The organism is Pseudomonas sp. GW821-FHT05H12, from assembly GCF_059419385.1.
The window spans coordinates 243,941-267,823 of record NZ_JBWKRS010000003.1 but is presented as its reverse complement, the minus strand read 5'-3'; the positions used below and the strand labels follow the sequence as shown (position 1 = coordinate 267,823).

The following is a 23,883-nucleotide window of genomic DNA, read 5'->3' as shown; positions in this document are numbered from 1 at the left end:
CCCCCCCCCCCCCCCCCCCCCCCCCCCCCCCCCCCCCCCCCCCCCCCCCCCCCCCCCCCCCCCCCGGCTCCTACAGGGATTTGGTGTTATTCGATGAAGGTGACTACGCCACCGGCCAACGATTTCACCCGCGCCAGCGACTCAACCCGGTAACCCTGCGCATCCAGCTCCGCACGACCACCCTGGAACGACTTCTCGATCACGATCCCCAAGCCGGCCACGGTAGCGCCAGCTTGCTTGATGATCGAAATCAGCGCCTGGGACGCCTTGCCGTTGGCCAAAAAGTCATCGATCACCAGCACGCGGTCGCTGCTGGTCAGGTGGCGTGGGGAGATCGCCACGGTGCTTTCGACCTTCTTGGTGAAGGAGTACACCGTCGCCGACAACAGGTTTTCGGTCAGGGTCAGGGACTGTTGCTTGCGCGCGAAGATCACCGGCACGCCCAGGTTCAGGCCGGTCATGATGGCCGGTGCTATCCCTGAGGCTTCGATGGTGACGATCTTGGTGATGCCCGAGTCCTTGAACAGCGCGGCGAATTCGTCGCCGATCAATTTCATCAGTGCCGGGTCGATCTGGTGGTTCAGAAAGGCGTCGACCTTGAGTACCTGATCGGAAAGCACGATGCCTTCTTCGCGAATTTTCTTGTGCAGTGCTTCCACGGAAAGCTTCCTCTGTTGACGCAACGGGCGCCGAAAGTAGATTAAAAAGTAGTCGATTCTAGCGCTTTAACATCGCGCGTATATCCGCCAGCGCGGTGTTGCCGCGAACGGCCTTCACCTCGGTCGGGGTGTCGTCATTGCCTTCCCAGGCCAGGTCATCCGGCGGCAGTTCATCCAGGAACCGGCTGGGGGCACAATCGATGATTTCGCCGTATTGCTTGCGCTTGGCGGCAAAGGTAAAGGCCAGGGTCTGACGTGCGCGGGTAATGCCCACGTAGGCCAGGCGGCGTTCTTCCTCGATGGTGTCGGCTTCGATGCTGGAGCGGTGTGGGAGGATTTCCTCTTCCATGCCCATGATGAACACGTAGGGGAATTCCAGGCCCTTGGACGCATGCAAGGTCATCATTTGCACGCCCTCGGCGCCATCTTCTTCTTCCTGCTGGCGCTCGAGCATGTCGCGCAATACCAACTTGCCGATGGCGTCTTCGACGGTCATCTCGCCGTCTTCGTCTTTCTCCAGGGTGTTCTTCAGCGCTTCGATCAGGAACCAGACGTTGCCCATGCGGTAATCCGCGGCCTTGTCGCTGGAGCTGTTGGTGCGCAGCCAGTTTTCATAGTCGATGTCCATGACCATGCTGCGCAGGGCGCTGATCGGGTCTTCGCCGGCGCACTGCTCGCGCACCTTGTCCATGAAGCGCTTGAAGCGCGACAGGCGATCGGTGAAGCGCGTGTCCAGGTGTTCGCCCAGGCCGATCTCGTCGGTGGCCGCGTACATCGAGATCTTGCGCTCGGTGGCGTAGTTGCCGAGTTTTTCCAGGGTGGTGGAGCCGATCTCGCGGCGCGGCACGTTGATCACGCGCAGGAAGGCGTTGTCGTCGTCCGGGTTCACGATCAGGCGGAAGTAGGCCATCAGGTCCTTTACTTCCTGGCGTCCGAAAAAGCTGTTGCCGCCCGACAGGCGATACGGCACCTGGTGGTGCTGCAATTTCAGCTCGATCAGCTTGGCCTGGTAGTTGCCGCGGTACAGGATCGCGAAATCACTGTAGGGCCGGTCGGTGCGCAAGTGCAGGCTGAGGATTTCCACGGCCACGCGCTCGGCTTCGGCGTCTTCGTTGCGGCAGCGGATCACGCGGATCTCGTCGCCGTGGCCCATCTCACTCCACAGTTGTTTTTCAAACTCGTGGGGGTTGTTCGAGATCAGTACGTTGGCGCAGCGCAGGATACGGCTGGTGGAGCGGTAGTTCTGCTCCAGCATCACCACTTTCAGGGACGGGTAGTCGTCCTTGAGCAGCATCAGGTTTTCCGGGCGGGCGCCGCGCCAGGCGTAGATCGACTGGTCGTCGTCGCCTACCACGGTGAACTGGTTGCGCTTGCCGATCAGCATTTTCACCAGCAGGTATTGGCTGGCGTTGGTGTCCTGGTATTCGTCTACCAGCAGGTAGCGCACCTTGTTCTGCCACTTTTCGAGGATGTCGGCGTGTTCCTCGAACAGTTTTACGGGCAGCAGGATCAGGTCGTCGAAGTCCACCGCGTTGAACGCCTTGAGCGTGCGCTGGTAGTGGGTGTAGACGATGGCGGCCGTCTGTTCCTTGGGGTTGCGCGCGTTTTCCAGGGCCTGGGCGGGCAGGATCAGGTCATTCTTCCAGGCGCCGATCATGTTCTTGATCTCATCCACGCCGTCGTCGCCTGCGTATTCCTTCTGCATGATGTCGGTCATCAGCGACTTCACATCGGTTTCGTCGAAAATCGAGAAACCGGGCTTGTAGCCCAGGCGCACGTGCTCCTTGCGGATGATGTTCAGGCCCAGGTTGTGGAAGGTACACACGGTGAGGCCACGGCCTTCGCCACCCTTGAGCAGGGTGCCGACACGCTCTTTCATTTCCCGCGCCGCCTTGTTGGTAAAGGTCATGGCGACGATGTACTGGGCGCGGATGCCGCACTGCTGGATCAGGTGCGCGATCTTGCGGGTGATCACGCTGGTCTTGCCGGAGCCTGCACCGGCGAGCACCAATAGAGGGCCGCCGACGTAGTTCACGGCTTCTTGCTGCCGGGGGTTGAGTCGGGACATACAGAATTTCAGGAGTCGTTATTCAAAAGGGCGGGCATTTTAACAGGCTCGCAGGATTCTGCTCTGTCAGAACGACAGTGTGACGTACCACTCGATCTAAATTTGCCGGTTTTGATACTTTGCCGCAGGATGTACGGGCATTTGCGACTATTGTTTGTAATCGGCGTATTTGATAACCCCTATCATTGGTGATTATCAGACCGCACGTCATAATGCCCGCCGCCAACGAATTCTTGCAGAGTCTAGGGAGCTAGCTTGTCTACGCCTGTCGAACCCTTGCGTTTGCTGCTACTGGCCGATGAGCCAGCGTGGGCAGCGTTATTGCGCGAGTGCCTGGCGCCGATGGGCGATGGGGCTGTGCTGATCAGCGCGCCAAATTGGGATTCCGTGAGCCGTCTGTTCGATGACGACCACGGTGCCGTGCTATTGACCACCCCCCACCTGCAACCTGGCCCGGGCCGCTGCAGCTTGCCTTGTGTATTGCTGCTGGAGCAGGAACCGCTGGTTTCTCCCCTCGGTGTCAGCGATTGGTTGATCCGTGATGTATTGGATGCCGATACATTGCGCCGCTGCCTGCGCCATGTGCGCGAGCGGGGCGTGCTGGAAAACACCTTGCAGCGTCTGGCCGAACAGGACCCGCTCACCGGTATCGCCAACCGTCAGGGTTTCCAGACCTTGCTGGCAGCGCGGCTGGCCGAGAACGAAGGCCGCGGCCTGGCCCTCGGTCACCTGGACCTCGACAACTTCCGCCACGCCAACGACGCCCTCGGCCACCAGGCCGGTGACCGGCTGATCCTGCAAGTGGTCTCGCGTCTCAAAAGCCAGCTTGAGGCCGGGGATCAACTGGCGCGCCTTGGCAGCGATGAATTCGCCCTGCTGATCGACACCCGCCGTGCACCCCAGCGCGCCGAATGGATGGCCGAGCGCATCACCGAAGTCATGGCCGAACCCTATTGGGTGGATGGCGAGAGCCTGCTGATCGGCTGCAGCCTGGGCGTGGCCCATGCCCGCGCCCGCGCCGGTGCCGACCCGCTGATGTGGCACGCGCATATCGCCATGCAGCAAGCCAAGAGCACCCAGGGCTGTACCTTTCATATCTTCAACGAACGCATCAACCGCAACGCGCGCAGCCTGGCCGACCTGGAAAGCGAGCTGCGCCGCGCCCTGCGCCGTGATGAACTGGAACTGCATTACCAACCGCGCCTGGATCTGGACGACGGGCATATCGTCGGCCTGGAAGCCCTGGTGCGCTGGCGCCACGGCGAGCGCGGCCTGTTGCCACCCAGCGAATTCGTGCCGCTGGCCGAGCAGAGCGGCCTGATCGTGCCCTTGGGCTACTGGGTGATTTCCCGGGCCCTGCGTGACATGCAGGACTTGCGCGAGCGCGGCCTGCCGCCGTTGCACATGGCAGTCAACCTGTCGTTCCGTCAGTTCCAGGACAGCCAGTTGCTTTCCACCCTCAGCCGGCTGATTGCCGAGCGTGGTGTGGAAGCGCAATGGCTGGAGTTCGAGCTGACCGAAACCGCCGTGATGCGCCGCAGTGACCTGGTCAAGCAGACCATGGACGCGCTCGGCCGCCTGGGTGTGCGCTTCTCTCTGGATGACTTCGGCACTGGGTTCTCCTCGTTCGTGCACCTCAACAGCCTGCCGATTGCCTTGTTGAAGATCGACAAGAGCTTCGTTGGCGGCATGGAAGAGCGCGAAGAGAACCGCAAGCTGGTGCACGCGATGATCAACCTGGCCCACAACCTGAACCTGGAAGTGGTGGCCGAAGGCGTGGAAACCCCTGAGCAACTGGCGCTGTTGCGTTTGTTTGGCTGCGACCAGGCCCAGGGTTACCTGATCAGCAAGCCGTTGCCGTTGCCGGAGCTGGTGGAGTACCTGACCTTCGGCAAAGGCCAACAAGCCCTTCTCGGTTGAATTGCAAACCCCATCAACTGTAGGAGCCGGCTTGCCGGCGATAGCGGTGTATCAGTACCAGATGAGTTATCTGACACACCGCCATCGCAGGCAAGCCAGCTCCCACAATTGAACCGGTGGATCCCCAGCTTCTTCAGGCAGATAATCCTGATCTGCGCCGCTGCCGTCTGACACAACGCGGATAAAACTGTGGGAGCTGGCTTGCCTGCGATGGCGGTATTTCAGCGCCAGATGAGTTGTCTGGTATACCGCCATCGCCGGCAAGCCAGCTCCTACATTGATCGGGTACATCCTCTATTCAGGCTGCATGGCCCCAAATTCAGTTTGAGCCGCAGAGTTCTTGCGGATCATGCGTTTCATCTTCGCTTCGAATGCCCACGTCAGGCTGATGGCCGCGCAGGCCAGGCCCAGGGCCAACCCCCACCACACCCCGGTCGGGCCCCAGCCCAGGTGGAAGGCCATCCACCACGCCGACGGCGCGCCAATCAACCAATAGCAACCCAACCCCACCAGGAAGGTGGTCTTGGCGTCTTTCAGGCCACGGATGCAGCCCATCGCGATGGTCTGCACGCCGTCGAACAGTTCAAACCAGGCCGCCACCGCCAGCAGGCTAACAGCCAGCACGATCACGTCGTGGAAGGCTGGGTCGTTATGGTCGAGGAACAGTCCGATCAGCGGGTCGGAAAACAGCCACAGTACCGCTGCAAACCCTAGCATCACTGCCGCGCCAAACCCGATACCCACACGCCCGGCCAGGCGTGCCCGCAGCAACTGCTCGGCGCCGTAATGCTGGCCGATGCGCATGGTCACCGCATAGGACATGCCGGCCGGTACCATGAAGGCCACCGACACGATCTGCAGGGCAATCTGATGCGCCGCCAACTGCGTGCTGCCCATGGTGCCCATGCACAGCGCGGCAAAGGCAAACAGCCCGACTTCCACCGCGTACGTGCCGCCAATCGGCAGGCCCAGGCGCCACAGCTCGCGCAAATACTGAGTGTTGAGGCGCAACAGGCCTTTGCCCAGCGGGTAGGCCACGTAAGTCCGGTTGCTGCGGATGTACCACCACAGCGCCAGGGCCATGCTGTTGGCGACGAGGGCGGTGACCAGGCCAATGCCCATCAGCCCCAGTTTCGGCAGGCCGAACATGCCTTCGATCAGTGCATGGTTGAGCAGGTAGTTGGCCACCGCACCGCCGAGGCTGATCACCATCACCGGCTGCGCCTTGCCAATCGCGCTGGTAAAACCGCGCAGCGTCATGAAGCTGAGGAAACCCGGCAGGGCGAACGGCAGGATCGTCAGGAACTGCCCGGCCGAGTGCACGTTGGCTTCGGTCTGGCCAAACATCAGCAACAGCGGCTTGAGGTTCCACAGCAGTAAGCCCGCCACCAGCGCCATCAGCCACGCCAGCCAAAGCCCGGCCTGGGTCAGGCGGGTGGCGCCTTCGATATCGCCCGCGCCGTGCCGAATGGCCACCAGGGTGCCCACGGCAGCAATTACGCCGATGCAGAAAATCGACACAAAGGAATAGCTGGCCGCGCCCAGGCCTCCACCGGCCAGGGCTTCAGGGCTCAGGCGGGCCATCATCAGGGTGTCGGTCAGCACCATCAGCATGTGCGCCAACTGTGAGGCAATCAACGGCCCTGACAGCCGCAGAATGGCCCAGAGTTCGGTACGCGCCGGATGCTGCATGATCATCACACTCAAAAAGTCAGAGGGTTGGGGAAGGGTTGATTCTCGGCGCTCCTGGCGCATTACACAAAAGGATAAAAGCGATCGTTCGCATGACTAATACTCATACTTATAGATTCTGCTAGGGTGCCGGATTGCCTTGTAGGAGTTTTCCTTATGTCGCGCCGCCTTCCTCCGCTTTATGCCTTGCGTGCATTCGAGGCCGCGTCCCGGCATAACTCCTTCACGCGCGCCGCCGAGGAGCTGTCGATCACGCAGAGCGCGGTCAGCCGGCACATCCGCACGCTGGAAGAGCATTTTGCCTGCCGCCTGTTCCAGCGCAGCGGGCGGACCCTGCAACTCACCGAGGCGGCGCGCCTGCTGCTGCCCGGCGTGCGTGAAGGCTTTGCCGCGCTGGAGCGGGCCTGCCATACCCTGAATGCCGAAGATGACATCCTGCGCATGAAGGCACCCTCGACCCTGACCATGCGCTGGCTGCTGGCGCGTCTCAGTCGATTCCGCGCCTTGCAGCCGGGCAACGAGGTGCAACTGACCAGTGCGTGGATGAGTGTGGACGAGGTGGACTTCAACCAGGAGCCATTCGATTGTGCGGTGCTGCTGAGCTACGGGCATTTTCCAGCCGATTGGGAAGCCAGCTACCTGTTCCCGGAATTGCTGATTCCAGTGGGGGCGCCCAACCTGCTCGACGACGGCCCTTGGGATGCGGCGCGCCTGGCCACCGCCGAGCTGCTGCACCCCACGCCCGATCGGCGCGACTGGCGCAATTGGTTGGAGCGCATGGGCTTGTCGTCCCAGGTGTCGCTCAAGGGCGGGCAGGTGTTCGATACCCTTGAACTGGGCATGATCGCCGCCGCGCGGGGCTATGGAGTGTCCATGGGCGACCTGCTGATGGTGGCCGAGGACGTGGCGCAAGGGCGGTTGAGCCTGCCGTGGCCCACCGCCGTGGCCAGTGGCGAAAATTATTACCTGGTGTGGCCGAAAACCCGCCCCGGAGGTGAACGCTTGCGGCGGTTGGCGGAGTTTCTTCAAGGCGAAGTCAAGGCGATGGAATTGCCTCAGGTGCAGCGCCTCGACTGATGCGCGGACTACCGTTCGTGCAATCGTTTGCGCGATACCCCTGTGAATCGCTCAAGTATTGCCCAGGCCCGCCGAAGAAGGTGTGTTGGAACCATCGTGCACCAACGTTTCCCACCAGATAATTTGCCGAGCAGCGCTATGAGATCAGGATGATCCTGGCCTCGGCCAGGAGCTGTCATGTCTCAACCTCGCGCTCGGATCGCCTCCCAACTAGGCCTCGCCTTGGCCGTTATTTTGGCTGTCGTCATCAGCGGCAGTACCGTCTTCGCTTTGCGTTCCCTTGACTCGGCCAACCTCGACACCCGCGAGGAGCACCTGGCCAGCGAGGCGCGTTTGCTGGCCGACCAACTCAACACCTTCCACAGCACCTTGCGCGAGAGTACTCAGCGTTTGAGCGGGCTGTTCGAGAAGCGCTTCGGCGCCGGCTTGAGTGTGCGTGCAGACCGGCCAGTCACCGTGGCCGGCGTGCAAACCCCAAGCCTGTACCTGGGCGAGGATGTGCTGAACAACAACTTTGATGAAGTGGACGAGTTCAAGCAGATGTCCGGCGGCGTGGCCACGGTATTCGTGCGCAGCGGCGAAGACTTCATCCGCATCAGCACCTCGCTGACCAAGCAGGACGGCAACCGGGCCATCGGCACCGTGCTCGACCACCAACACCCGGCGTACCAGCGCCTGCTGGCCGGACAGAACTATGTGGGCCGGGCCGTGCTGTTCGACCGCTCCTACATGACCCAGTACACCCCGGTGCGTGACGCCAGTGGCAAGGTCATCGCCGTGTTGTTCATCGGCTTTGACTACACCGACGAGCAGAAGGCCCAGTTCGACAACCTCAAGCGCTTCCGTATCGGCCAGACCGGCTCGCTGGCGCTGTTGGACGAGCAGAAACACTGGCTGGTGCCACCGGCGGGTGTGCAGGCACTGGATCAAGCGATCCCGGTGATGCTCGACCTGGCGAAAAAGCCCGGTGAAGGCCGCTTCTGGAGCGACAAGAGCGAAGACTTCTACAGCGTCTCGGTACCGTTCGAAGGCGGCCCGTGGTCGGTGGTGGCAAGCATGCCGAAGTCCGAGATCCGCGCAGTCACCTGGGCGGTGGGTATTCGCCTGGTGATCGGCAGCGTGCTGGCGATGCTGTTGGCGGTGGGCGCGGCAGTCTGGCTGCTGCGCAGCAAACTGCAGCCGTTGAGTGACCTGGTGCGCCAGGCCGAAGCCCTGGGCGCTGGCGATTTGAGCGCACGCTTGAACGTGGCCAGCCATGATGAAATCGGCCAGTTGGCGCGCAGCTTCAACCAGATGGGTGAAGCTTTGTCGACCATGGTTTCGCATATCCGCAAGGCGGCGGAAGAGGTCAATAGCCGGGCACAGGCCTTGTCGGGGTTGTCCGGTGGTGCTTATGAAGGCATGGAACAGCAATCCGGCGAGATCACCAGCATGGCCGGCGCAGTGGAAGAGTTCAGTGCCACCTCGCTGAACATTGCCGACAACATGGGCAACACCGAACGTCTGGCCCAGGAAAATGCCCAGCAAACCCGCATCGGCCGCACCTCGATGCAAGAAGCCTCGTCGTCCCTGGAACATATCGCCACAGCACTGAACAGCACGGCCACGGTGATCAACACCTTGGGCCAGCGCTCCCAGGAAATCGGCGGGATTGTGGGGGTGATCACCTCGATTGCCGAGCAGACCAACCTGCTGGCGCTCAACGCCGCCATCGAAGCTGCACGGGCTGGCGAGCAAGGCCGTGGTTTTGCCGTGGTTGCCGATGAAGTGCGTAACCTAGCGTCGCGCACCCGTGAGGCTACCGATGAAATCTCCGGGATGATCCAGAGTATCCAGCAGGAAACCGGCAACGCCATCAGCACTATGGAGCGCGGTAATGTGTTGATGCAGGAAGGGCTGTCGCGCAACGCGGACGTGGCTTCGGCCCTGGCACGCATCGACGAGCAAAGCCGCTCGGCTGGCCAGCAATTTGCGGCGATCACCACCGCGACCCAGGAACAGAGCAGCACCGCGAACGTGCTCAGCAGCAACCTGCAAAGCATTGCGCTGGCCAACAGCGAGCAACGTGAAGTGGTGTCGAACCTGGCGATCACCGCCAAGGAACTGGAAACCCTGGCGGCGGGCTTGCGCCAAGAGGTCGACCGCTTCCGCTGACACCCCGCCCTCTGTAGGGGCCGGCTTGCCGGCGATAAGGCCCTCAGGCCTGGCGCAAACCTTGAAGCAGCCATCGCCGGCAAGCCGGCTCCCACAGGGGCGGTGTTGGGCTCAGATGATGGCTGCCGGCCGATATTGCAGGGCCTCTTGCAGGTGATGGCGTGCAATTGCGTCTGCCTGCTCAAGGTCGGCCAGGGTGCGTGCTACTTTCAGCAGTCTGTGAGCTGCGCGCAGCGATAAGGTCAGCCGCTCGCACGCGTTCTCCAGCCAGCTTTCGTCGGTCTTCACCAATTGGCAATGCTCCTTCAGCCCCGGCAGGTCGAGGAAGGCATTCGCGCACCCTTGTCGCCGTTGTTGACGCTCCCGAGCCTCGGCCACCTGCGCTGAGGCGGTCGCGGTGTTGTCGCCAGCCTGTTGGGTCGGGTTGAGCGCCGTGGTTTCCCGGGCGACCGTGAGGTGCAAATCGATGCGGTCCAGCAGCGGCCCCGAGAGCTTGTTGCGGTAGCGCTGTATCTGTTCCGGCGTGCAGCGGCAGCGCCCGCTGGGTTCGCCCAGATAGCCGCAAGGGCAGGGGTTCATGGCTGCCACCAGTTGGAAGCGTGCCGGGAAACTCACCCGGTCGCGGGCGCGAGAAATCACGATGTGACCCGACTCCAAAGGCTCACGCAGCACCTCCAGCACTTTGCGATCAAACTCCGGCAGTTCGTCCAGGAACAGCACGCCGTGATGGGCCAGGGTGATTTCTCCTGGTTGTGGCTTTGACCCGCCCCCGACCAATGCCGGGCCGGACGCTGAATGGTGCGGCTGGCGAAACGGCCGGTGGGGCCAATGGCTCAAGGGCGCCAGGCTGACGACGGATTGAATCGCCGCGACTTCCAGGGCTTCCTGTTCACTCAGCGGTGGCAGCAAGCCGGGCAGGCGGCTGGCGAGCAAGGTCTTGCCCGTACCGGGTGGCCCGCTCAACAGCAGGTTATGTGCACCCGCCGCCGCGATCAGCAACGCGCGCTTGGCCGCAAGCTGCCCTTGCACCTCGCTCAGGTCCGGGTAAGGCTTGTTCAGGTACAGCAGGCCGTCGGATTTGTACGGCTCAATCGGTACGTGCCCATTCAGGTGCGCCACCACCTGCAGCAGGTGGTCGACGGCGATCACCGTCAACCCCGACGCCAGGCACGCCTCCTCGGCATTCGCCCGGGGCACTATCACGGTGCGCCCGGCCTTGCGTGCCGCCAGCGCGGCCGGCAACACCCCCTTCACGGCACGCACCTCACCCGACAACGCCAACTCCCCCAGGCATTCCACGTTATCGAGCATCAACGACGGCACCTGCACGCTGGCCGCGAGGATTCCCAAGGCAATCGCCAAATCAAAACGCCCGCCGTCCTTGGGCAGGTCGGCGGGCGCGAGGTTGAGGGTGATGCGACGGGCGGGGTATTGCAGCGCGCTGTTGAGGATGGCACTGCGTACGCGGTCCTTGCTTTCCTTGACGGCGGTTTCGGGCAGGCCGACCAGGGTCAGGGACGGCAAGCCGTTGGCCATGTGCACTTCGACGGTGACGGCAGGGGCTTCTACGCCAACCTGGGCGCGGCTGTGGACGATGGCGAGGGACATGCTCGTTCCTTGAATGGAGGGCCGCTTCCTGCGGTTTTTCAAGGGTAGACGAGGCGGGAGAGAGCGAGGCGGGGGAGGTTTTACAGAACGTATCCAGAGCAACCCACGGCGCTTTATGTGGGAGCTGGCTTGCCTGCGATGCAGACGACTCGGTATTTCAGTTGTACCGAGGTGATGCGATCGCTGGCAAGCCAGCTCCTACAGGGGGTGGCGTTATTCAGACGGCGGTGTCAGCCGTGCTTCCAGCTCTGCCACCTTCGCCTCCAGGCTCTCCAGCCGCGCACGCGTGCGGGCCAGGACCACCATCTGGCTATCAAACTCTTCCCGGCTGACCAGGTCGAGTTTGCTGAAGCCACTTTGCAGCAGCGCCTTGAACTGGCTTTCGATTTCGTTGCGGGGCAGCGGGGTGTCGCCGCTGAACAGGCGAGAGGCGTGGCCGCTCAGGGCGTCGAGGAGGTCTTTGGGCGCGAGCATGGGAAATATTCCGGAAAACTGTTGGCCGGCAGTGTACCACGCACCGTCTATAGTCTTTTTCACGGCCTGGGGCGCACGCTTTTCGCGCAATGGGGCGGGCAGTGGCGCACTGTTTTTGTGCGCATTGCCGCCGCCAAAAAGCCCGGCAGGTGGGCATAAGTGGGTAAAGGACTGATTTCAGTGATTTTTACGGAGCTGGCAAGGTTTCTGCTTAGACGATCATGACCCATGCACTGATGCAGTCGCTGTGACGAATGCAGTGCGCCGACGGATCAGGGGTACAGGTTTCGTCACCAGTGGTTCGCTGGCGTCGCAAAGGCAAATGCCGAGGCGACGACGCGTTACAAAGCCAGGCACTGCGCTTAGACTTGAGACGGGTTTGTTTTCCTGGGGCAAGTCCACCAATTCGGGAGAGAGTTTTCATGAAGCTAGTCACTGCCATCATCAAGCCGTTCAAGTTGGACGATGTACGCGAGTCGTTGTCCGAGATCGGCGTGCAGGGCATTACCGTTACTGAGGTCAAAGGCTTCGGTCGGCAGAAGGGTCACACCGAGCTGTATCGCGGCGCGGAATACGTGGTCGATTTCCTGCCGAAGGTGAAGATTGATGTCGCCATTGACGACAAGGATCTTGACCGGGTTATCGAAGCGATAACCAAGGCCGCCAACACCGGCAAGATCGGTGACGGCAAGATCTTCGTGGTCAATCTGGAACAGGCTATTCGCATCCGTACCGGCGAAACCGATACCGACGCAATCTAAGCCGCCAAACCCCAACGCCCCAGGAGAAAACAATATGACTCTGCGTAAATTCGCAGGGCTAGGAGCCCTGTTGTCCCTCGTAATGCCGGCCCTGGCATTGGCGGCGGATCCAGCCCCTGCTCCAGTCCTCAATTCCGGCGACACGGCGTGGATGCTCACATCCACCGCGCTGGTACTGTTCATGACCATTCCGGGCCTGGCGCTGTTCTACGGCGGCATGGTTCGCTCCAAAAACATTCTTTCCGTGATGATGCAGTGCTTCGCCATCACCGGTCTGATCACCATCCTGTGGTTTGTCTACGGCTACAGCATGGCGTTCGATACCACCGGTATGGAAGCGGGCGTTGTCAACTTCAATTCCTTCGTGGGCGGCCTGTCCAAGTTGTTCCTGTCGGGCGTCACCCCGGCGAGCATCACCGGCCCTGCGGCGCTGTTCCCTGAGGCGGTGTTCGTCACCTTCCAGATGACCTTCGCCATCATCACCCCTGCACTGATCGTCGGTGCATTCGCCGAGCGCATGAAGTTCTCCGCGATGCTGATCTTCATGGGCGTCTGGTTCACCCTGGTCTACGCGCCGATTGCCCACATGGTATGGGGCGGTCCGGGTTCGTTGCTGGGCGACTGGGGCGTGCTGGACTTCGCGGGCGGCACCGTGGTGCACATCAACGCCGGTGTGGCTGGCCTGGTGGCGTGCCTGGTACTGGGCAAGCGCAAAGGTTTCCCGACCACGCCAATGGCACCGCACAACCTGGGTTACACCCTGGTGGGCGCGGCCATGCTGTGGGTGGGCTGGTTCGGTTTCAACGCCGGTTCCGCTGCGGCGGCCAACGGCACCGCCGGCATGGCGATGCTGGTTACCCAGATCGCGACCGCTGCTGCGGCCCTGGGCTGGATGTTCGCCGAGTGGGTCACCCACGGTAAGCCAAGCGCACTGGGCATCGCCTCGGGTGTCGTGGCTGGCCTGGTAGCAATTACTCCGGCCGCTGGTACCGTGGGCCCGATGGGCGCCCTGGTGATCGGCCTGGCAGCTGGCGTGGTGTGCTTCTTCTGCGCCACTACCCTGAAACGCAAACTGGGCTACGACGACTCCCTGGACGCCTTCGGCGTGCACGGTATCGGCGGTATCCTCGGCGCGATCCTGACCGGCGTGTTCGCAGCCCCTTCGCTGGGTGGCTTCAACGCGGCTACCACTGACATCGCGGCGCAAGTCTGGATCCAGTGCAAAGGCGTCGGCTTCACCGTGATCTACACGGCCATCGTGACCTTCATCATCCTCAAGGTGCTGGATGCTGTGATGGGCCTGCGGGTTACCGAAGAGGAAGAGGCGGTTGGCCTCGACCTGGCGCAACACAACGAACGCGGCTACAACTTGTAAGTACGCGAAAAAAAGATGCCCGGCTTGCCGGGCATTTTTTTGTCTGGTGTTTGTCAGTCATGGAGCGCTGTAACGGTTTTTGCATCGAGTTTGTGATGGGATGCACACGGCACTTTTCAGCATGCGAATGTCTTACAGGCATGTAGGCGTATTCGACACTTTGTTTTTTCCCAGAGCGCGCTAGAATGCGCGCCGATGGGCGGAGAACTGTATGTGGCAACAGACCCTGATTACCCTGCGGGCAAAGCCCCGGGGCTTTCACCTGGTGACCGATGAGTTGCTGGCCGGCTTGCCTGAATTGAAGGCCTGTCGTGTGGGGCTTTTGCACCTGTGGCTGCAGCACACCTCGGCATCGTTGACCGTCAACGAGAATGCCGACCCGGCGGTTCGCCGTGACTTCGAACGTTATTTCAATTCGCTGGTGCCGCAAGGCCGTGCCGGGTTCGAACACAACGACGAAGGTCCGGATGACCTGCCGGCGCACTTCAAGGCCAGTCTCCTGGGCTGCCAGCTGAGTTTGCCGGTCAAGGCCGGCCGCTTGGCGATGGGGACCTGGCAAGGTGTTTATCTGGGCGAGCACCGTGATCATGGCGGTGCTCGTAAAGTCCTCGCCACCTTGCACGGTGAAGAGGCATAAGCCACTGGAAACCCAGTGGATGTTGATTTTTTTCCGGCAGCCTTCGACAGATGGTGAAGCTGGGCTATAACTAATCTGCTTTTCGCAAGTCATGAGGTAGAACATGAGCGACGATGATCTGGAAAACGACGAACTCGAAGTAGGTGACGAAGACGACACCGAAGAAGGTCTTGAAGCGGCGGCGGAAGACGTTGCTGACGACGACGGTGGCGATGATGCACCTGTTCCAGCCGCCAAAGGCAAAGCCAAGGCCGCTGTGTCGGTAGACGAACTGCCGAGCGTTGAAGCCAAGAACAAAGAGCGCGATGCGCTGGCCCGTGCGATGGAAGAATTCCTCGCTAAAGGCGGCAAAGTGCAGGAAGTCGAGGCCAACGTGGTGGCAGATCCACCGAAGAAGCCGGATAACAAGTACGGCAGCCGACCTATCTGAGGTCAGCCACCTGCTTGTAGGAAAAAGCCCGCCGTCGCTGCGGGCTTTTTCATGCCTGTTATTTGAGACGGGCACATCACCTGTAGGAGCTGGCTTGCCAGTGATGGCGGTCTATCAGCTGGCCCTGTGCTGTCTGGCCCACCGCTATCGCCGGCAAGCCGGCTCCTACAGGGTGATTATTTCCAGCTCTGGAGCAGTGGCGGCAGCTCGTTCAAGCTGCGGATCTCTGCATCCGGGCGCTTGTCTGCATCCCATACCTTACCTGTCGGGTTAAACCACACCGCCCGCAAACCCGCCTGCTGTGCGCCGGCAATGTCATCCCCAGGATGGTCGCCAATGTGCACCGCCTGGCCCGCGTCCACGCCGCCACGTTGCAACGCCTCTTGAAACAACCGCGCATCCGGCTTGGCAATGCCGATGTCTTCAGCACGCAAGGCAAAGTGAAAGTAATCGGCCAAGCCAACGCGCTGCACATCGGCATTGCCGTTGGTGATCACCCCCAGCAAAAAATGTTGGCGCAGGGCTTGAAGCATCGGCTCGGCTTCGGGGAACGGGGTTAGCTGATGGCGCGCATGAATGAACGCTTCAAAACACACATCCGCCATTTCCGTGGCCTGTGGCTGTGGATAACCGGCCTCTTCGAACGCATGCATCAACACGCGATGACGCAAGATGCTGATACGGTGTTTGAGCTCGGGATGACGCTCCAGCACTTGCTGGCGCAGACTGGCGAAATGCTCCAGGGGCAAGTCGCCGACCTTGGACGCATTAACCGCCAGCCATTCACGCATCGACGCTTCAGCGCTGATGATGACGGGTACGTTATCCCAGAGTGTATCGTCCAGGTCGAAGGTGATCAGCTTGATACTCATGAGTCGCCGCCCTTGATGCGTTTGGCCCGTGGATGGGCGCTGTCGTACACCGTTGCCAGGTGTTGGAAGTCCAGATGGGTGTAGATCTGCGTGGTCTTGATGTCGGAGTGGCCGAGCAGTTCCTGCACGGCGCGCAGGTCCTGGGACGACTCCAGCATATGGCTGGCAAAGGAGTGCCGCAGCATATGGGGATGCAGGTTTTGGCCCAGCTCGCGTTCGCCGGCTGCCTTCACCCGTACCTGGATCGCCCGTGGCCCCAGGCGCCGGCCTTGCTGGCTGACAAACACGGCGTCATCCGCAGGGTTGGTCAGCAGCCGCAATGGCAGCCACAGTTCCAAGGCTTCCCGGGCCTTTCTGCCCACCGGTAATACGCGGGTTTTGCTGCCCTTGCCGAGTACTTGTACCAGGCCGTCCGCCAAGTCGAGTTGATCGAGGTTCAAGCCGGTCAGCTCCGATAAGCGCAGGCCTGACGAATAGAACAGCTCCAGAATCGCCTGGTCGCGATGGGCGAGAAAGTCATCTTCGACCGCACCGTCCAGGAGCTGCAAGGCACGGTCGGTGTCGAGGGTCTTGGGCAAGCGCCGCTCGCCCTTGGGCGGCGACAGGCCATTGGCTGGGTCGTGATCGCACAGGCCTTCACGGTTCAGGTAGTGATAGAGCCCTCGCACTGCCGAGAGCAGGCGGGACAAGCTGCGCGAGGATTGCCTGGCCTGGTGCAGGCGTGCGATCAGGCTGCGCAGGCTCTGGATATCCAGGGCCTTCCAGCTGGTGATGTGTTGTTTTTCGCAGTATGCCAGGACCTTGTTCAAGTCCCGCCGGTACGCTTCCAGCGTATGGGGTGACACCTGGCGCTCATTGCGCAGGTGAGCGCAATAAGCGTCCAGTTGCCGTTCCATGGCTAGCGCACCGCGCGCAAGGCGGTGGTGAAGCGGGGCAGCACGCGGCCCAGCACTTCGGCGATGTAGGTCAGGAACAGCGTGCCCACCGAGCTTTTGTAGTGCGCAGGGTCGCGGCTGGCGATGGCGAGTACACCATGCAGGCCTTGATGGCTGAGAGCGACCACGGCGGTGGAGCCGATCTGCTTGCGTTGCTCGGCGCCAAACAGGAAGTCCAGCTCATGCTCCCGCAAGGTACCGCTGATGGTCTTGCCTTCGGACAGCAAGCCGCCAATGGCCGTTTGCGCTTCGCCGCCGCTGACCCAGCGACCCACGGGCATCGGGTTGTCGCTGAACAGGATCAGGCTGACAAACGGCACCTGAAAGTCCTGGCGCAGGCTGTCTTCCACGGCGATCACCGTTTCTTCCAGGCTGGTGGCGTCCATCAGGGTCAGGATCAGGCGGCGGGTTTTCTCGAACAGGCGATCGTTGTCGCGGGCGACGTCCATCAAGTGCGAGAGCTTGTGGCGCATTTCGATATTGCGCTCGCGCAGGATCTTCATCTGCCGCTCCACCAGCGACACGGTGTCGCCGCGCTGGTGGGGAATGCGCAGGGCCGGCAGCAGTTCTTCGTGTTCAACGAAGAAGTCCGGATTAGCCTCAAGGTACGCCGCGACGGCGGCGGCCTCCAGACTTTCGCTCGGGGACGCGTGTGCGGGTACTTGAGGCTTATCGGTCATTGGCTTGGCTCACTCATAGACGGACCTGTCCTTCGTATACGCGCGAGGCCGGCCCGGTCATCATCACCGGGTGGCCAGGGCCTGCCCATTCGATGGACAAGCGTCCACCGGGCAGGTCGATCAGCAGGGGCGAATCCATCCATCCCTGGCTGATCGCGGCCACGGCAGCGGCGCAAGCACCGGTACCGCAGGCCTGGGTTTCGCCGGCGCCGCGTTCCCAAACGCGCAGTTGCGCGCGGGAACGGTCGATCACCTGCAGGAAGCCCACATTGACCCGCGCCGGAAAGCGCGGGTGATGTTCGATCTTCGGCCCCAGTTCATGCACGGGAGCGTTGTTGATGTCATTGACCCGCAGCACCGCATGGGGGTTGCCCATGGAGACCGCTGCCAGGTCGACGATCTGACCGTCGACGTCGACCGCGTAGCTGGTCGCCTGCTCGGTGGCCTGGAACGGGATGTCCGCTGGCACCAGGCGCGGCGCACCCATGTTGACGCTGATCTGGCCGTCGCTGCGGATATCCAGCTCGATCACGCCGCTCTTGGTCTCGACGCGAATCTGCCGCTTGGCGGTCAGGCGCTTGTCCAGCACAAACCGGGCGAAACAGCGGGCACCGTTGCCGCACTGCTCCACTTCGGAACCGTCGGAGTTGAAGATCCGATAACGGAAATCCACCTCCGGGTTGCTCGGCGCCTCGACGATCAGCAACTGGTCGAAACCAATCCCGGTGTGACGGTCGCCCCACTGTTTAGCGTGCTTGGGCAGGATATGCGCGTGCTGGCTGACCAGGTCGAGGACCATGAAATCATTGCCCAGCCCGTGCATCTTGGTAAAACGCAGCAGCATGGCTTACTCCGGCAGCAGGCTTTCGCCAGCATACAACTCGGCTACCGTCTCGCGGCGACGCACTTCAAACGCTTGATCACCGTCCACCAGCACCTCGGCGGTACGGCCGCGGGTGTTGTAGTTGGAACTCATGACAAACCCGTAGGCACCGGCCGAATGCACGGCCAGCAGGTCGCCTTCTTCCAGCGCCAGTTGACGTTCCTTGGCCAGGAAGTCGCCGGTTTCGCAGATCGGGCCGACGATGTCATAGCTGCGGCCAGCGCCTTCGCGCGGCGTCACGGCGGTGACATTCATCCAGGCCTGGTACAGCGCCGGGCGGATCAGGTCGTTCATCGCCGCGTCGACGATGGCGAAATCCTTGTGCTCAGTGTGCTTGAGGTACTCGACCTGGGTCAGCAACACGCCGGCATTGGCGACAATGTAGCGGCCCGGCTCGAACATCAGGGTCAGGTCGCGGCCTTCGATGCGCTCACGCACGGCCTTGATGTAGTCGGCGATCAGCGGCGGCTCTTCGTCGCGATAACGCACGCCCACACCGCCACCGAGGTCGATGTGGTGCAGGTAGATGCCGCATTCGCCGAGGCGGTCAATCAACGCCAGCAGGCGGTCGAGGGCATCGAGGAAGGGGGGCAGGCTGGTCAGTTGCGAGCCGATATGGCAGTCAACACCCAGCACTTCCAGGTTTGGCAGCTGGGCGGCGCGGATGTACACGTCCTCGGCGTCGGCAATGGCGATGCCGAACTTGTTCTCTTTGAGACCGGTGGAAATGTACGGGTGGGTGCCGGCGTCGACGTCCGGGTTGACGCGCAGGGAGATCGGCGCACGCACGCCCATCTCGGCGGCCACGACCTGCAGGCGCTCCAACTCGTCGGTGGATTCGATGTTGAAGCAATGCACGCCGACTTCCAGGGCGCGGCGCATGTCTTCGCGGGTCTTGCCGACGCCGGAAAACACGATTTTGTCAGCGGTGCCGCCAGCGGCCAGCACGCGTTCCAGCTCGCCACGGGATACGATGTCAAAACCAGCGCCCAATCGCGCCAGGACATTCAGGACTCCCAGGTTGGAGTTGGCCTTGACCGCGTAGCAAACCAGATGCGGCACGCCGTTCAGCGCGTCGGTGAAAGAACGGTACTGGGCTTCGATATGCGCACGGGAGTACACATAGGTCGGGGTGCCAAAGCGCTGGGCAATCGCGGACAACGCCACGCCTTCCGCGAACAGCTCGCCGTCCCGGTAGTTAAAAGCGTCCATGGGTTTCCCTTATTCGTAGGTGTCGTGCTTATGCGCTTTGGCTGGCTTTTGCGACGATTGCGCCTGTTCATTCGGGTCTTTGCTGTCATCGGGCAGGTACAGCGGGCCTTTTTGACCACAGGCACTAACGAGGCAAGCGACCGCGACGAGCGCAGCAAGAGAAGAGATCAGGCGCTTCATGGCGAAATCCTTGAATATGCATTAATTGCGCCCGAGTATACCGACCACCCGCCAGCTTGCCTATGCGCTGGAATACCCGTCTGGCGGGGGTTTGCCGAGATAGTTGGGATGCGTACTACGCTGGCTGAGGATATTTCATGCCGTCACCTGTGATGAAATCGGTATCCTTTGCAATCGGCGAAGCTCGCCCGTATCGTGCGGCGCTTGAGCAAAACCAGACACTTTTGAGGTTGCCACAATGAGTTTGACCGAAGCCCGTTTTCACGACCTGGTGGATTCGACCCAGCAGGCGCTGGAAGATATTTTCGACGACAGCGGCCTGGACGTGGACCTGGAAAACTCGGCCGGCGTGCTGACCGTCAAGTTCGAGAGCGGTCAGCAATTGATCTTCAGTCGCCAGGAGCCTTTGCGTCAGCTGTGGCTGGCAGCACGTTCCGGTGGCGTTCACTTCGACTATGACGAAGAAAGCGGCAAATGGCAGTGCGACAAGAGTGAGGAACTGCTGGGTGAAATGCTCGCGCGGCTGGTCGAGGAATATACCGGCGAAGCGCTGGATTTCGACGAGATCTGACCGTGACCCAGCCTGCACCCATTCGCCCGCCCAAGCCGCTGTTCAGTAATGTCAGTCCGGCGGTGCCGTCACCTTGTATCAGTTTGTGTCGCCTGGATGAGCAAAAAGTCTGCCTCGGCTGCTTCCGCCACGTGGAAGACATCCGGGAATGGCGCTCCGCCGACGATGCGCGGCGCCGGGTGATCTGCGCCGAGGCCGAGCAGCGCAGGGCGCGCGCCTGAGGTCGTCTTGTTTATTTGTGACGCTGTGGTAGTGTCCGGGTACGCCTCAACTCATCGAGGCCCGTGAGAACCCCGCCTTTTCCTGGCGGGGTTTTGCTTTTTTGTGCAGAAAAAAGGAGTCTGCCTGAATCATGACCACCGCACCGTCCATCATCCTCACCCGTCTTGACGTGCAGCGTCTGGAGCAACTGATCGACCGCCTGGGCGACGAGTCTCCCGGCGTCGAAGCGTTGCAAGCCGAACTCGACCGCGCCGAAGATGTGGTTGGCCACGATGAAGTGCCTGCGGGTGTCGTGACCATGAACTCCAGCGTGCATTGCCGTGAGCAGGGCAGTGGCAAGGACTACCACCTGACCCTGGTCTACCCGAAGCACGCGAATGCCGACGAAGGCAAGATTTCGATCCTGGCACCGGTGGGCAGCGCATTGCTGGGCCTGCAAGTGGGCCAGCACATCGACTGGCCGGCGCCGGGCGGCAAGACGCTCAAGCTGGAACTGCTCAGCGTTGAAGGCCAGCCGAAAGACGGCGGCGCCTTCCCTCTCTAAAGCTGGCTCAACGCTTCGTTGAGCGACAGCTCCAGCTCGGCCTTGTAGCGCAGGTACAGGTTGCTCGGGCTTTGCACATCACCGAGCAGGCCGGACAGGTCCAGGTCGGTGATGTAGCAACGGTAGCGCTCGGTCTCGCGGCGCTGCCCGACAATCTCCTGGGCAACCACGGCAAACAACTGGTCACCAAATTCCAACTCCGAAAATTCCCGCTGGTTGCAATACAGGGTGATGCCAACCAAACCCGGCGCCGCCTTGCCGATGATCGCCTGCACATCGTAGAACGGCTTGTTCGCCGGGTTCTGCGGCGCCGGGCGTGGCTCGATGCCGCGCGCGCGCGTACTGCCGGACGGCAACAGCTGGTAATACAGGGTTTGCACGCCGCCCAAGGGTTGTTGGGTGTCCAGGGGCGAGAGCGCCTCGCGTCGATAGATGATCGACTGCAGGAAGCGTTGCAGCGGCGCCAACAGGCTCTGTTCATCATGAAATGGCAGGCGCTGTTGCCACAGCGCATTGAATTCATCCAGCACGTACAGCTCGGCGAAACCCTCATTGACCCGGTAGAACACCTGCACACAATCGGCCTGGCCCATGGGCAGCAGCAGTGCCAGGTCATGATCCTCCAGGGCCATGGCGTCAAGGTGCAGCGGGCTGTAGCTGGCCAGTTCTTCGCTGAGGTAGGCGATCAGCGCGTCCTGGGTCGGCAGCGAGACATGGGTAGCTTGCCCCGGCATCAGCTCCATGACGTGATAGTGCTGTTGCACCTGAAGCAGGTAGCGATGGTTGCCCTGGCCCAGCAGCAGGTTTTGCGCGGTGTCGAAAATTTCCTCAACGCGCTGGGCAATGAACTGCGCACGGTTGTGACAGAAGCAGCGCACCCGCAGCCGAGGCAGGTGATCCGACGGCAGTTGGTTGAGGTAGTCGCGCAGGCAATCGAGCAAGGCGTGGGGGCCGTCGTAGCGGCTGACCATCACCTCGTTCCAGCTATTGAGCGTGACCTGGTCCAGGGTCAGCACCAGGTTGTCGCGCACCCCGGCGTAGCTCAGGGAGTCGGTGCGCTCGGTGGTCATCAGGATGTTCAAATCGCGGTGATGCTTGAGCGGATCGACCCCGACGTTGATCAGCAGCAACACTTCCTCCGGCACCGCCGAGCGCAGCAGGCGCTCTTCGTCGACGCTGGCCAGGGGCAGGGCGATGGTTTGTTGCAGGCTGCCGAGCAGGTTGAACAGCTCGAACTCGGTCATGTCGCTGGTGCCCGGGTGCAGGGCCAGGCGTGTGCTGGTGTCGATCACTCCGTTGCGATGGCACCAGGTCAGCATCTCCAACAGGTCGCGGCTGCGCTTGATCGGCGCGAAGTGTTCCCACTCCAGAGCCGTGAGGTTGCCGTTGTACAGGCCCCAATGGTGCTGGCCCGGCTCCTTGCGGTTGGGCGACTGCACCAGGGTGAGGGTGTCTTCGGCCAGGTCCGGGGCGATCCCCGGGTTGATGAACTCGACCTTGCCGGCCTTGCGTTCAAAGGCTGCGTACAGGCGCCTGCCCAGCACATTGAGGTCGCGTTTGTTGATCAGGCTGACGGTCTGCTCGGTGCGGGCAAACTGGGTCAAGAAGCGGTAGCTGTAGTTGAGCTCATTGACCAGGGCGCGGCGCTCGGACGCCACCTGGCGTACTTTCCACTGGCTGCGACTGTCCAGCAGCGCCAGTTGGCGCTGGTCCCAGCCCCATTCATGGGCCAGGCGCTCAAGCAGCAAACGCTGCCAGCTGGTGCTGCCCTTGCCGGCACTGAGTTTGCGGTTGACCTTCAGGTACAGCGCCCGCCGTACCAGTTCCAGGCGTTCCGGCTCGTTACGGGCCTTAAGGTACTCCTCGATGCGGCGGTAGACCACGATGTACGGGTCCAGCTCATCCAGGTCCATCTGGTTGGCGAACACTGCGCGTTTGAAGCGCAGGCTCAGGCAATGCACCTTGGGGTGTTCGCTGGCATAGACCTCAGTCAGCAGCAGCTTGAGCACGGACTTGTAGGGGGTTTCGATGCCCTTGAACAGTTGCCACAGGCCGGCACCAATGAACTCACCCGGGGGAATGTGCGCCAAGTGGCCGAGGTCGAGGGTTTCGTCGGCGCGGATAAAGCGCTTGGAGATCAGCGCGTGGGTGAACTCGGCATAGCGAGTTTCTTCATACACCGGCACCAGCCACCAGATCGGCGTGCGCCCGGCCAGCCAGATGGCGGTGCGATAGAACTCGTCCAGCAGCAAATAGTGCTGGGTGGTGCCGCAGTCGTCGGAGCTGAGCTGGGTGTCACGCTCACCCAGCACAAAACGCGTGGGCTCGATCAGGAAGAAATGCGCCTCGGCCCCCATGCTCAGCGCCCAGGTTTCCAGCAGTTGGCATTTCTTGCGCAGTTCGGCCAGTTCGCTTTCGCCCAGGTCCGGCGCGTGGCACACCCACACGTCCATATCGCTCTGGTCGGCCTGGGCCAGTGTGCCGAGGCTGCCCATCAGGAACAGGCCGTGGATAGGCCGGGGCGGGTTGCCATGGCGCGGCTTGTAGGAAAACGAACGGGTCAGGCGCTGGGCTTCGGTCAGGGCCTGGGCGTCGGGTTCGAAGTTCGACAGCCCGGCAGGCGTACTGCCAGATACATAACCTGGCAGCAGCGGGTGATTGACATGGAAAAACAGCGGCAACAGCGTCAGCACGCTTTGCTGGCGGGGTGTCAGCCCCTCGATTGCCCGGGCCATGCGCCCGTCGTTGAGGGCCATGAAACGCGCGCGCAACTGGGCCAGCACCTTGCGGTCGATGCCTTCGTCCAGGTCGGGGCGGATTTCATGGGTGCGGGTCATTTCGGCTTCGTAGGCTCGCAGGCCCGACGTGGGCGGCCATGTAGGAGTTTACAGTCAGAAGCGTAGGAGGTTTAGAGGTAAAAGGTTTTTGA

General features: G+C 61.9%; 22 protein-coding genes. 10 read left to right on the top strand and 12 right to left on the bottom strand.

Annotated elements, in window-relative coordinates; genetic code table 11:
* Nucleotides 1–86: 86 nt before the first annotated feature.
* Together AC07SU_RS04560 and rep are read right to left on the bottom strand one after the other, a co-directional pair.
* Nucleotides 87–659, bottom strand: a complete 573-nt coding sequence (locus tag AC07SU_RS04560) for a xanthine phosphoribosyltransferase (protein WP_010207474.1) — start codon at nt 657–659, stop codon at nt 87–89.
* Nucleotides 660–717: 58 nt separating this feature from the next.
* Complete coding sequence (gene rep, locus AC07SU_RS04555; RefSeq protein WP_102061199.1) at nt 718–2,727, bottom strand: DNA helicase Rep; 2,010 nt, start codon at nt 2,725–2,727, stop codon at nt 718–720.
* 255 nt (nt 2,728–2,982) lie between these two features.
* Here rep and AC07SU_RS04550 point away from each other — a divergent pair, with 255 nt between their 5' ends.
* Nucleotides 2,983–4,647: a putative bifunctional diguanylate cyclase/phosphodiesterase gene (locus tag AC07SU_RS04550; RefSeq protein WP_259172374.1), complete on the top strand. Its 1,665-nt coding sequence runs from the start codon at nt 2,983–2,985 to the stop codon at nt 4,645–4,647.
* 294 nt (nt 4,648–4,941) lie between these two features.
* Here AC07SU_RS04550 and AC07SU_RS04545 read toward each other — a convergent pair whose 3' ends face one another.
* Complete coding sequence (locus AC07SU_RS04545) at nt 4,942–6,345, bottom strand: NorM family multidrug efflux MATE transporter (protein ID WP_494996314.1); 1,404 nt, start codon at nt 6,343–6,345, stop codon at nt 4,942–4,944.
* A gap of 150 nt (nt 6,346–6,495) precedes the next feature.
* Here AC07SU_RS04545 and AC07SU_RS04540 point away from each other — a divergent pair, with 150 nt between their 5' ends.
* Both AC07SU_RS04540 and AC07SU_RS04535 read left to right on the top strand, forming a co-directional pair.
* Nucleotides 6,496–7,416: a LysR substrate-binding domain-containing protein gene (locus tag AC07SU_RS04540; protein WP_176994438.1), complete on the top strand. Its 921-nt coding sequence runs from the start codon at nt 6,496–6,498 to the stop codon at nt 7,414–7,416.
* Between the two features lie 177 nt (nt 7,417–7,593).
* A complete protein-coding gene (locus AC07SU_RS04535; protein ID WP_176994437.1) occupies nt 7,594–9,570 on the top strand; it encodes a methyl-accepting chemotaxis protein in 1,977 nt (658 codons plus the stop codon).
* A gap of 111 nt (nt 9,571–9,681) precedes the next feature.
* On the opposite strand, the gene AC07SU_RS04530 is transcribed toward AC07SU_RS04535, so the two are convergent.
* The gene (locus AC07SU_RS04530) at nt 9,682–11,178 is read right to left on the bottom strand and encodes a YifB family Mg chelatase-like AAA ATPase (protein WP_176994436.1); all 1,497 of its coding nucleotides are present in this window, start codon (nt 11,176–11,178) and stop codon (nt 9,682–9,684) included.
* Nucleotides 11,179–11,391: 213 nt separating this feature from the next.
* Nucleotides 11,392–11,652 carry an accessory factor UbiK family protein gene (locus AC07SU_RS04525; protein WP_176994435.1) on the bottom strand — a complete coding sequence of 87 codons (261 nt, stop codon included), beginning with the start codon at nt 11,650–11,652 and terminating at the stop codon, nt 11,392–11,394.
* Nucleotides 11,653–12,074: 422 nt separating this feature from the next.
* Here AC07SU_RS04525 and glnK point away from each other — a divergent pair, with 422 nt between their 5' ends.
* From glnK to sutA, 4 genes are all read left to right on the top strand, one after another.
* Entirely contained in the window at nt 12,075–12,413 is a 339-nt protein-coding gene (gene glnK / locus AC07SU_RS04520; protein WP_002555808.1) for a P-II family nitrogen regulator, read from the top strand.
* A 34-nt stretch (nt 12,414–12,447) separates the two neighbouring features.
* A complete protein-coding gene (locus tag AC07SU_RS04515; protein ID WP_176994434.1) occupies nt 12,448–13,788 on the top strand; it encodes an ammonium transporter in 1,341 nt (446 codons plus the stop codon).
* Nucleotides 13,789–13,999: 211 nt separating this feature from the next.
* The gene (locus AC07SU_RS04510) at nt 14,000–14,425 is read left to right on the top strand and encodes a secondary thiamine-phosphate synthase enzyme YjbQ (RefSeq protein WP_176994433.1); all 426 of its coding nucleotides are present in this window, start codon (nt 14,000–14,002) and stop codon (nt 14,423–14,425) included.
* A gap of 103 nt (nt 14,426–14,528) precedes the next feature.
* The gene (gene sutA / locus AC07SU_RS04505; RefSeq protein WP_015886504.1) at nt 14,529–14,855 is read left to right on the top strand and encodes a dormancy-specific transcriptional regulator SutA; all 327 of its coding nucleotides are present in this window, start codon (nt 14,529–14,531) and stop codon (nt 14,853–14,855) included.
* Nucleotides 14,856–15,031: 176 nt separating this feature from the next.
* On the opposite strand, the gene AC07SU_RS04500 is transcribed toward sutA, so the two are convergent.
* The 6 genes from AC07SU_RS04500 to lptM are packed head-to-tail and all read right to left on the bottom strand — an operon-like array spanning nt 15,032 to nt 19,617.
* On the bottom strand, nt 15,032–15,727 hold the full coding sequence (locus AC07SU_RS04500; RefSeq protein WP_494996313.1) for an HAD family hydrolase: 696 nt from the start codon (nt 15,725–15,727) through the stop codon (nt 15,032–15,034).
* On the bottom strand, nt 15,724–16,623 hold the full coding sequence (xerC, locus tag AC07SU_RS04495) for a tyrosine recombinase XerC (RefSeq protein ID WP_494996312.1): 900 nt from the start codon (nt 16,621–16,623) through the stop codon (nt 15,724–15,726). The genes AC07SU_RS04500 and xerC overlap by 4 nt, the downstream gene beginning before the upstream one ends.
* 2 nt (nt 16,624–16,625) lie before the next feature.
* Nucleotides 16,626–17,342 carry a DUF484 family protein gene (locus AC07SU_RS04490; protein ID WP_494996311.1) on the bottom strand — a complete coding sequence of 239 codons (717 nt, stop codon included), beginning with the start codon at nt 17,340–17,342 and terminating at the stop codon, nt 16,626–16,628.
* Between the two features lie 13 nt (nt 17,343–17,355).
* Nucleotides 17,356–18,186, bottom strand: coding sequence for a diaminopimelate epimerase (dapF, locus tag AC07SU_RS04485; RefSeq protein ID WP_494996310.1), 831 nt, complete (start codon nt 18,184–18,186; stop codon nt 17,356–17,358).
* Between the two features lie 3 nt (nt 18,187–18,189).
* Nucleotides 18,190–19,437, bottom strand: a complete 1,248-nt coding sequence (gene lysA / locus AC07SU_RS04480; RefSeq protein ID WP_494996309.1) for a diaminopimelate decarboxylase — start codon at nt 19,435–19,437, stop codon at nt 18,190–18,192.
* Between the two features lie 9 nt (nt 19,438–19,446).
* Entirely contained in the window at nt 19,447–19,617 is a 171-nt protein-coding gene (gene lptM / locus AC07SU_RS04475; RefSeq protein WP_034110232.1) for an LPS translocon maturation chaperone LptM, read from the bottom strand.
* A gap of 238 nt (nt 19,618–19,855) precedes the next feature.
* Here lptM and cyaY point away from each other — a divergent pair, with 238 nt between their 5' ends.
* The 3 genes from cyaY to rnk all read left to right on the top strand — a co-directional run bounded on the left by cyaY (nt 19,856) and on the right by rnk (nt 20,954).
* Nucleotides 19,856–20,188: an iron donor protein CyaY gene (gene cyaY, locus AC07SU_RS04470; protein WP_248485311.1), complete on the top strand. Its 333-nt coding sequence runs from the start codon at nt 19,856–19,858 to the stop codon at nt 20,186–20,188.
* Between the two features lie 2 nt (nt 20,189–20,190).
* Nucleotides 20,191–20,409 (top strand): DUF1289 domain-containing protein, encoded by a 219-nt coding sequence (locus AC07SU_RS04465; protein ID WP_494996308.1) that lies wholly within the window; start codon nt 20,191–20,193, stop codon nt 20,407–20,409.
* 131 nt (nt 20,410–20,540) lie between these two features.
* Complete coding sequence (gene rnk, locus AC07SU_RS04460; protein WP_135311347.1) at nt 20,541–20,954, top strand: nucleoside diphosphate kinase regulator; 414 nt, start codon at nt 20,541–20,543, stop codon at nt 20,952–20,954.
* Here rnk and AC07SU_RS04455 read toward each other — a convergent pair.
* Nucleotides 20,951–23,791 (bottom strand): class I adenylate cyclase, encoded by a 2,841-nt coding sequence (locus AC07SU_RS04455; RefSeq protein WP_494996307.1) that lies wholly within the window; start codon nt 23,789–23,791, stop codon nt 20,951–20,953. The two genes, rnk and AC07SU_RS04455, sit on opposite strands and share 4 nt — an antisense overlap.
* Nucleotides 23,792–23,883: the final 92 nt, after the last annotated feature.

Coding starts and splice junctions, on each gene's coding strand:
- rep (WP_102061199.1), bottom strand. CDS start 2,727: ATGTCCCGACTCAACCCCCGGCAGCAAGAAGCCGTGAACTACGTCGGC.
- AC07SU_RS04545 (WP_494996314.1), bottom strand. CDS start 6,345: ATGATCATGCAGCATCCGGCGCGTACCGAACTCTGGGCCATTCTGCGG.
- AC07SU_RS04540 (WP_176994438.1), top strand. CDS start 6,496: ATGTCGCGCCGCCTTCCTCCGCTTTATGCCTTGCGTGCATTCGAGGCC.
- AC07SU_RS04535 (WP_176994437.1), top strand. CDS start 7,594: ATGTCTCAACCTCGCGCTCGGATCGCCTCCCAACTAGGCCTCGCCTTG.
- AC07SU_RS04530 (WP_176994436.1), bottom strand. CDS start 11,178: ATGTCCCTCGCCATCGTCCACAGCCGCGCCCAGGTTGGCGTAGAAGCC.
- AC07SU_RS04525 (WP_176994435.1), bottom strand. CDS start 11,652: ATGCTCGCGCCCAAAGACCTCCTCGACGCCCTGAGCGGCCACGCCTCT.
- glnK (WP_002555808.1), top strand. CDS start 12,075: ATGAAGCTAGTCACTGCCATCATCAAGCCGTTCAAGTTGGACGATGTA.
- AC07SU_RS04515 (WP_176994434.1), top strand. CDS start 12,448: ATGACTCTGCGTAAATTCGCAGGGCTAGGAGCCCTGTTGTCCCTCGTA.
- AC07SU_RS04510 (WP_176994433.1), top strand. CDS start 14,000: ATGTGGCAACAGACCCTGATTACCCTGCGGGCAAAGCCCCGGGGCTTT.
- sutA (WP_015886504.1), top strand. CDS start 14,529: ATGAGCGACGATGATCTGGAAAACGACGAACTCGAAGTAGGTGACGAA.
- AC07SU_RS04500 (WP_494996313.1), bottom strand. CDS start 15,727: ATGAGTATCAAGCTGATCACCTTCGACCTGGACGATACACTCTGGGAT.
- xerC (WP_494996312.1), bottom strand. CDS start 16,623: ATGGAACGGCAACTGGACGCTTATTGCGCTCACCTGCGCAATGAGCGC.
- AC07SU_RS04490 (WP_494996311.1), bottom strand. CDS start 17,342: ATGACCGATAAGCCTCAAGTACCCGCACACGCGTCCCCGAGCGAAAGT.
- dapF (WP_494996310.1), bottom strand. CDS start 18,186: ATGCTGCTGCGTTTTACCAAGATGCACGGGCTGGGCAATGATTTCATG.
- lysA (WP_494996309.1), bottom strand. CDS start 19,437: ATGGACGCTTTTAACTACCGGGACGGCGAGCTGTTCGCGGAAGGCGTG.
- lptM (WP_034110232.1), bottom strand. CDS start 19,617: ATGAAGCGCCTGATCTCTTCTCTTGCTGCGCTCGTCGCGGTCGCTTGC.
- cyaY (WP_248485311.1), top strand. CDS start 19,856: ATGAGTTTGACCGAAGCCCGTTTTCACGACCTGGTGGATTCGACCCAG.
- rnk (WP_135311347.1), top strand. CDS start 20,541: ATGACCACCGCACCGTCCATCATCCTCACCCGTCTTGACGTGCAGCGT.
- AC07SU_RS04455 (WP_494996307.1), bottom strand. CDS start 23,791: ATGACCCGCACCCATGAAATCCGCCCCGACCTGGACGAAGGCATCGAC.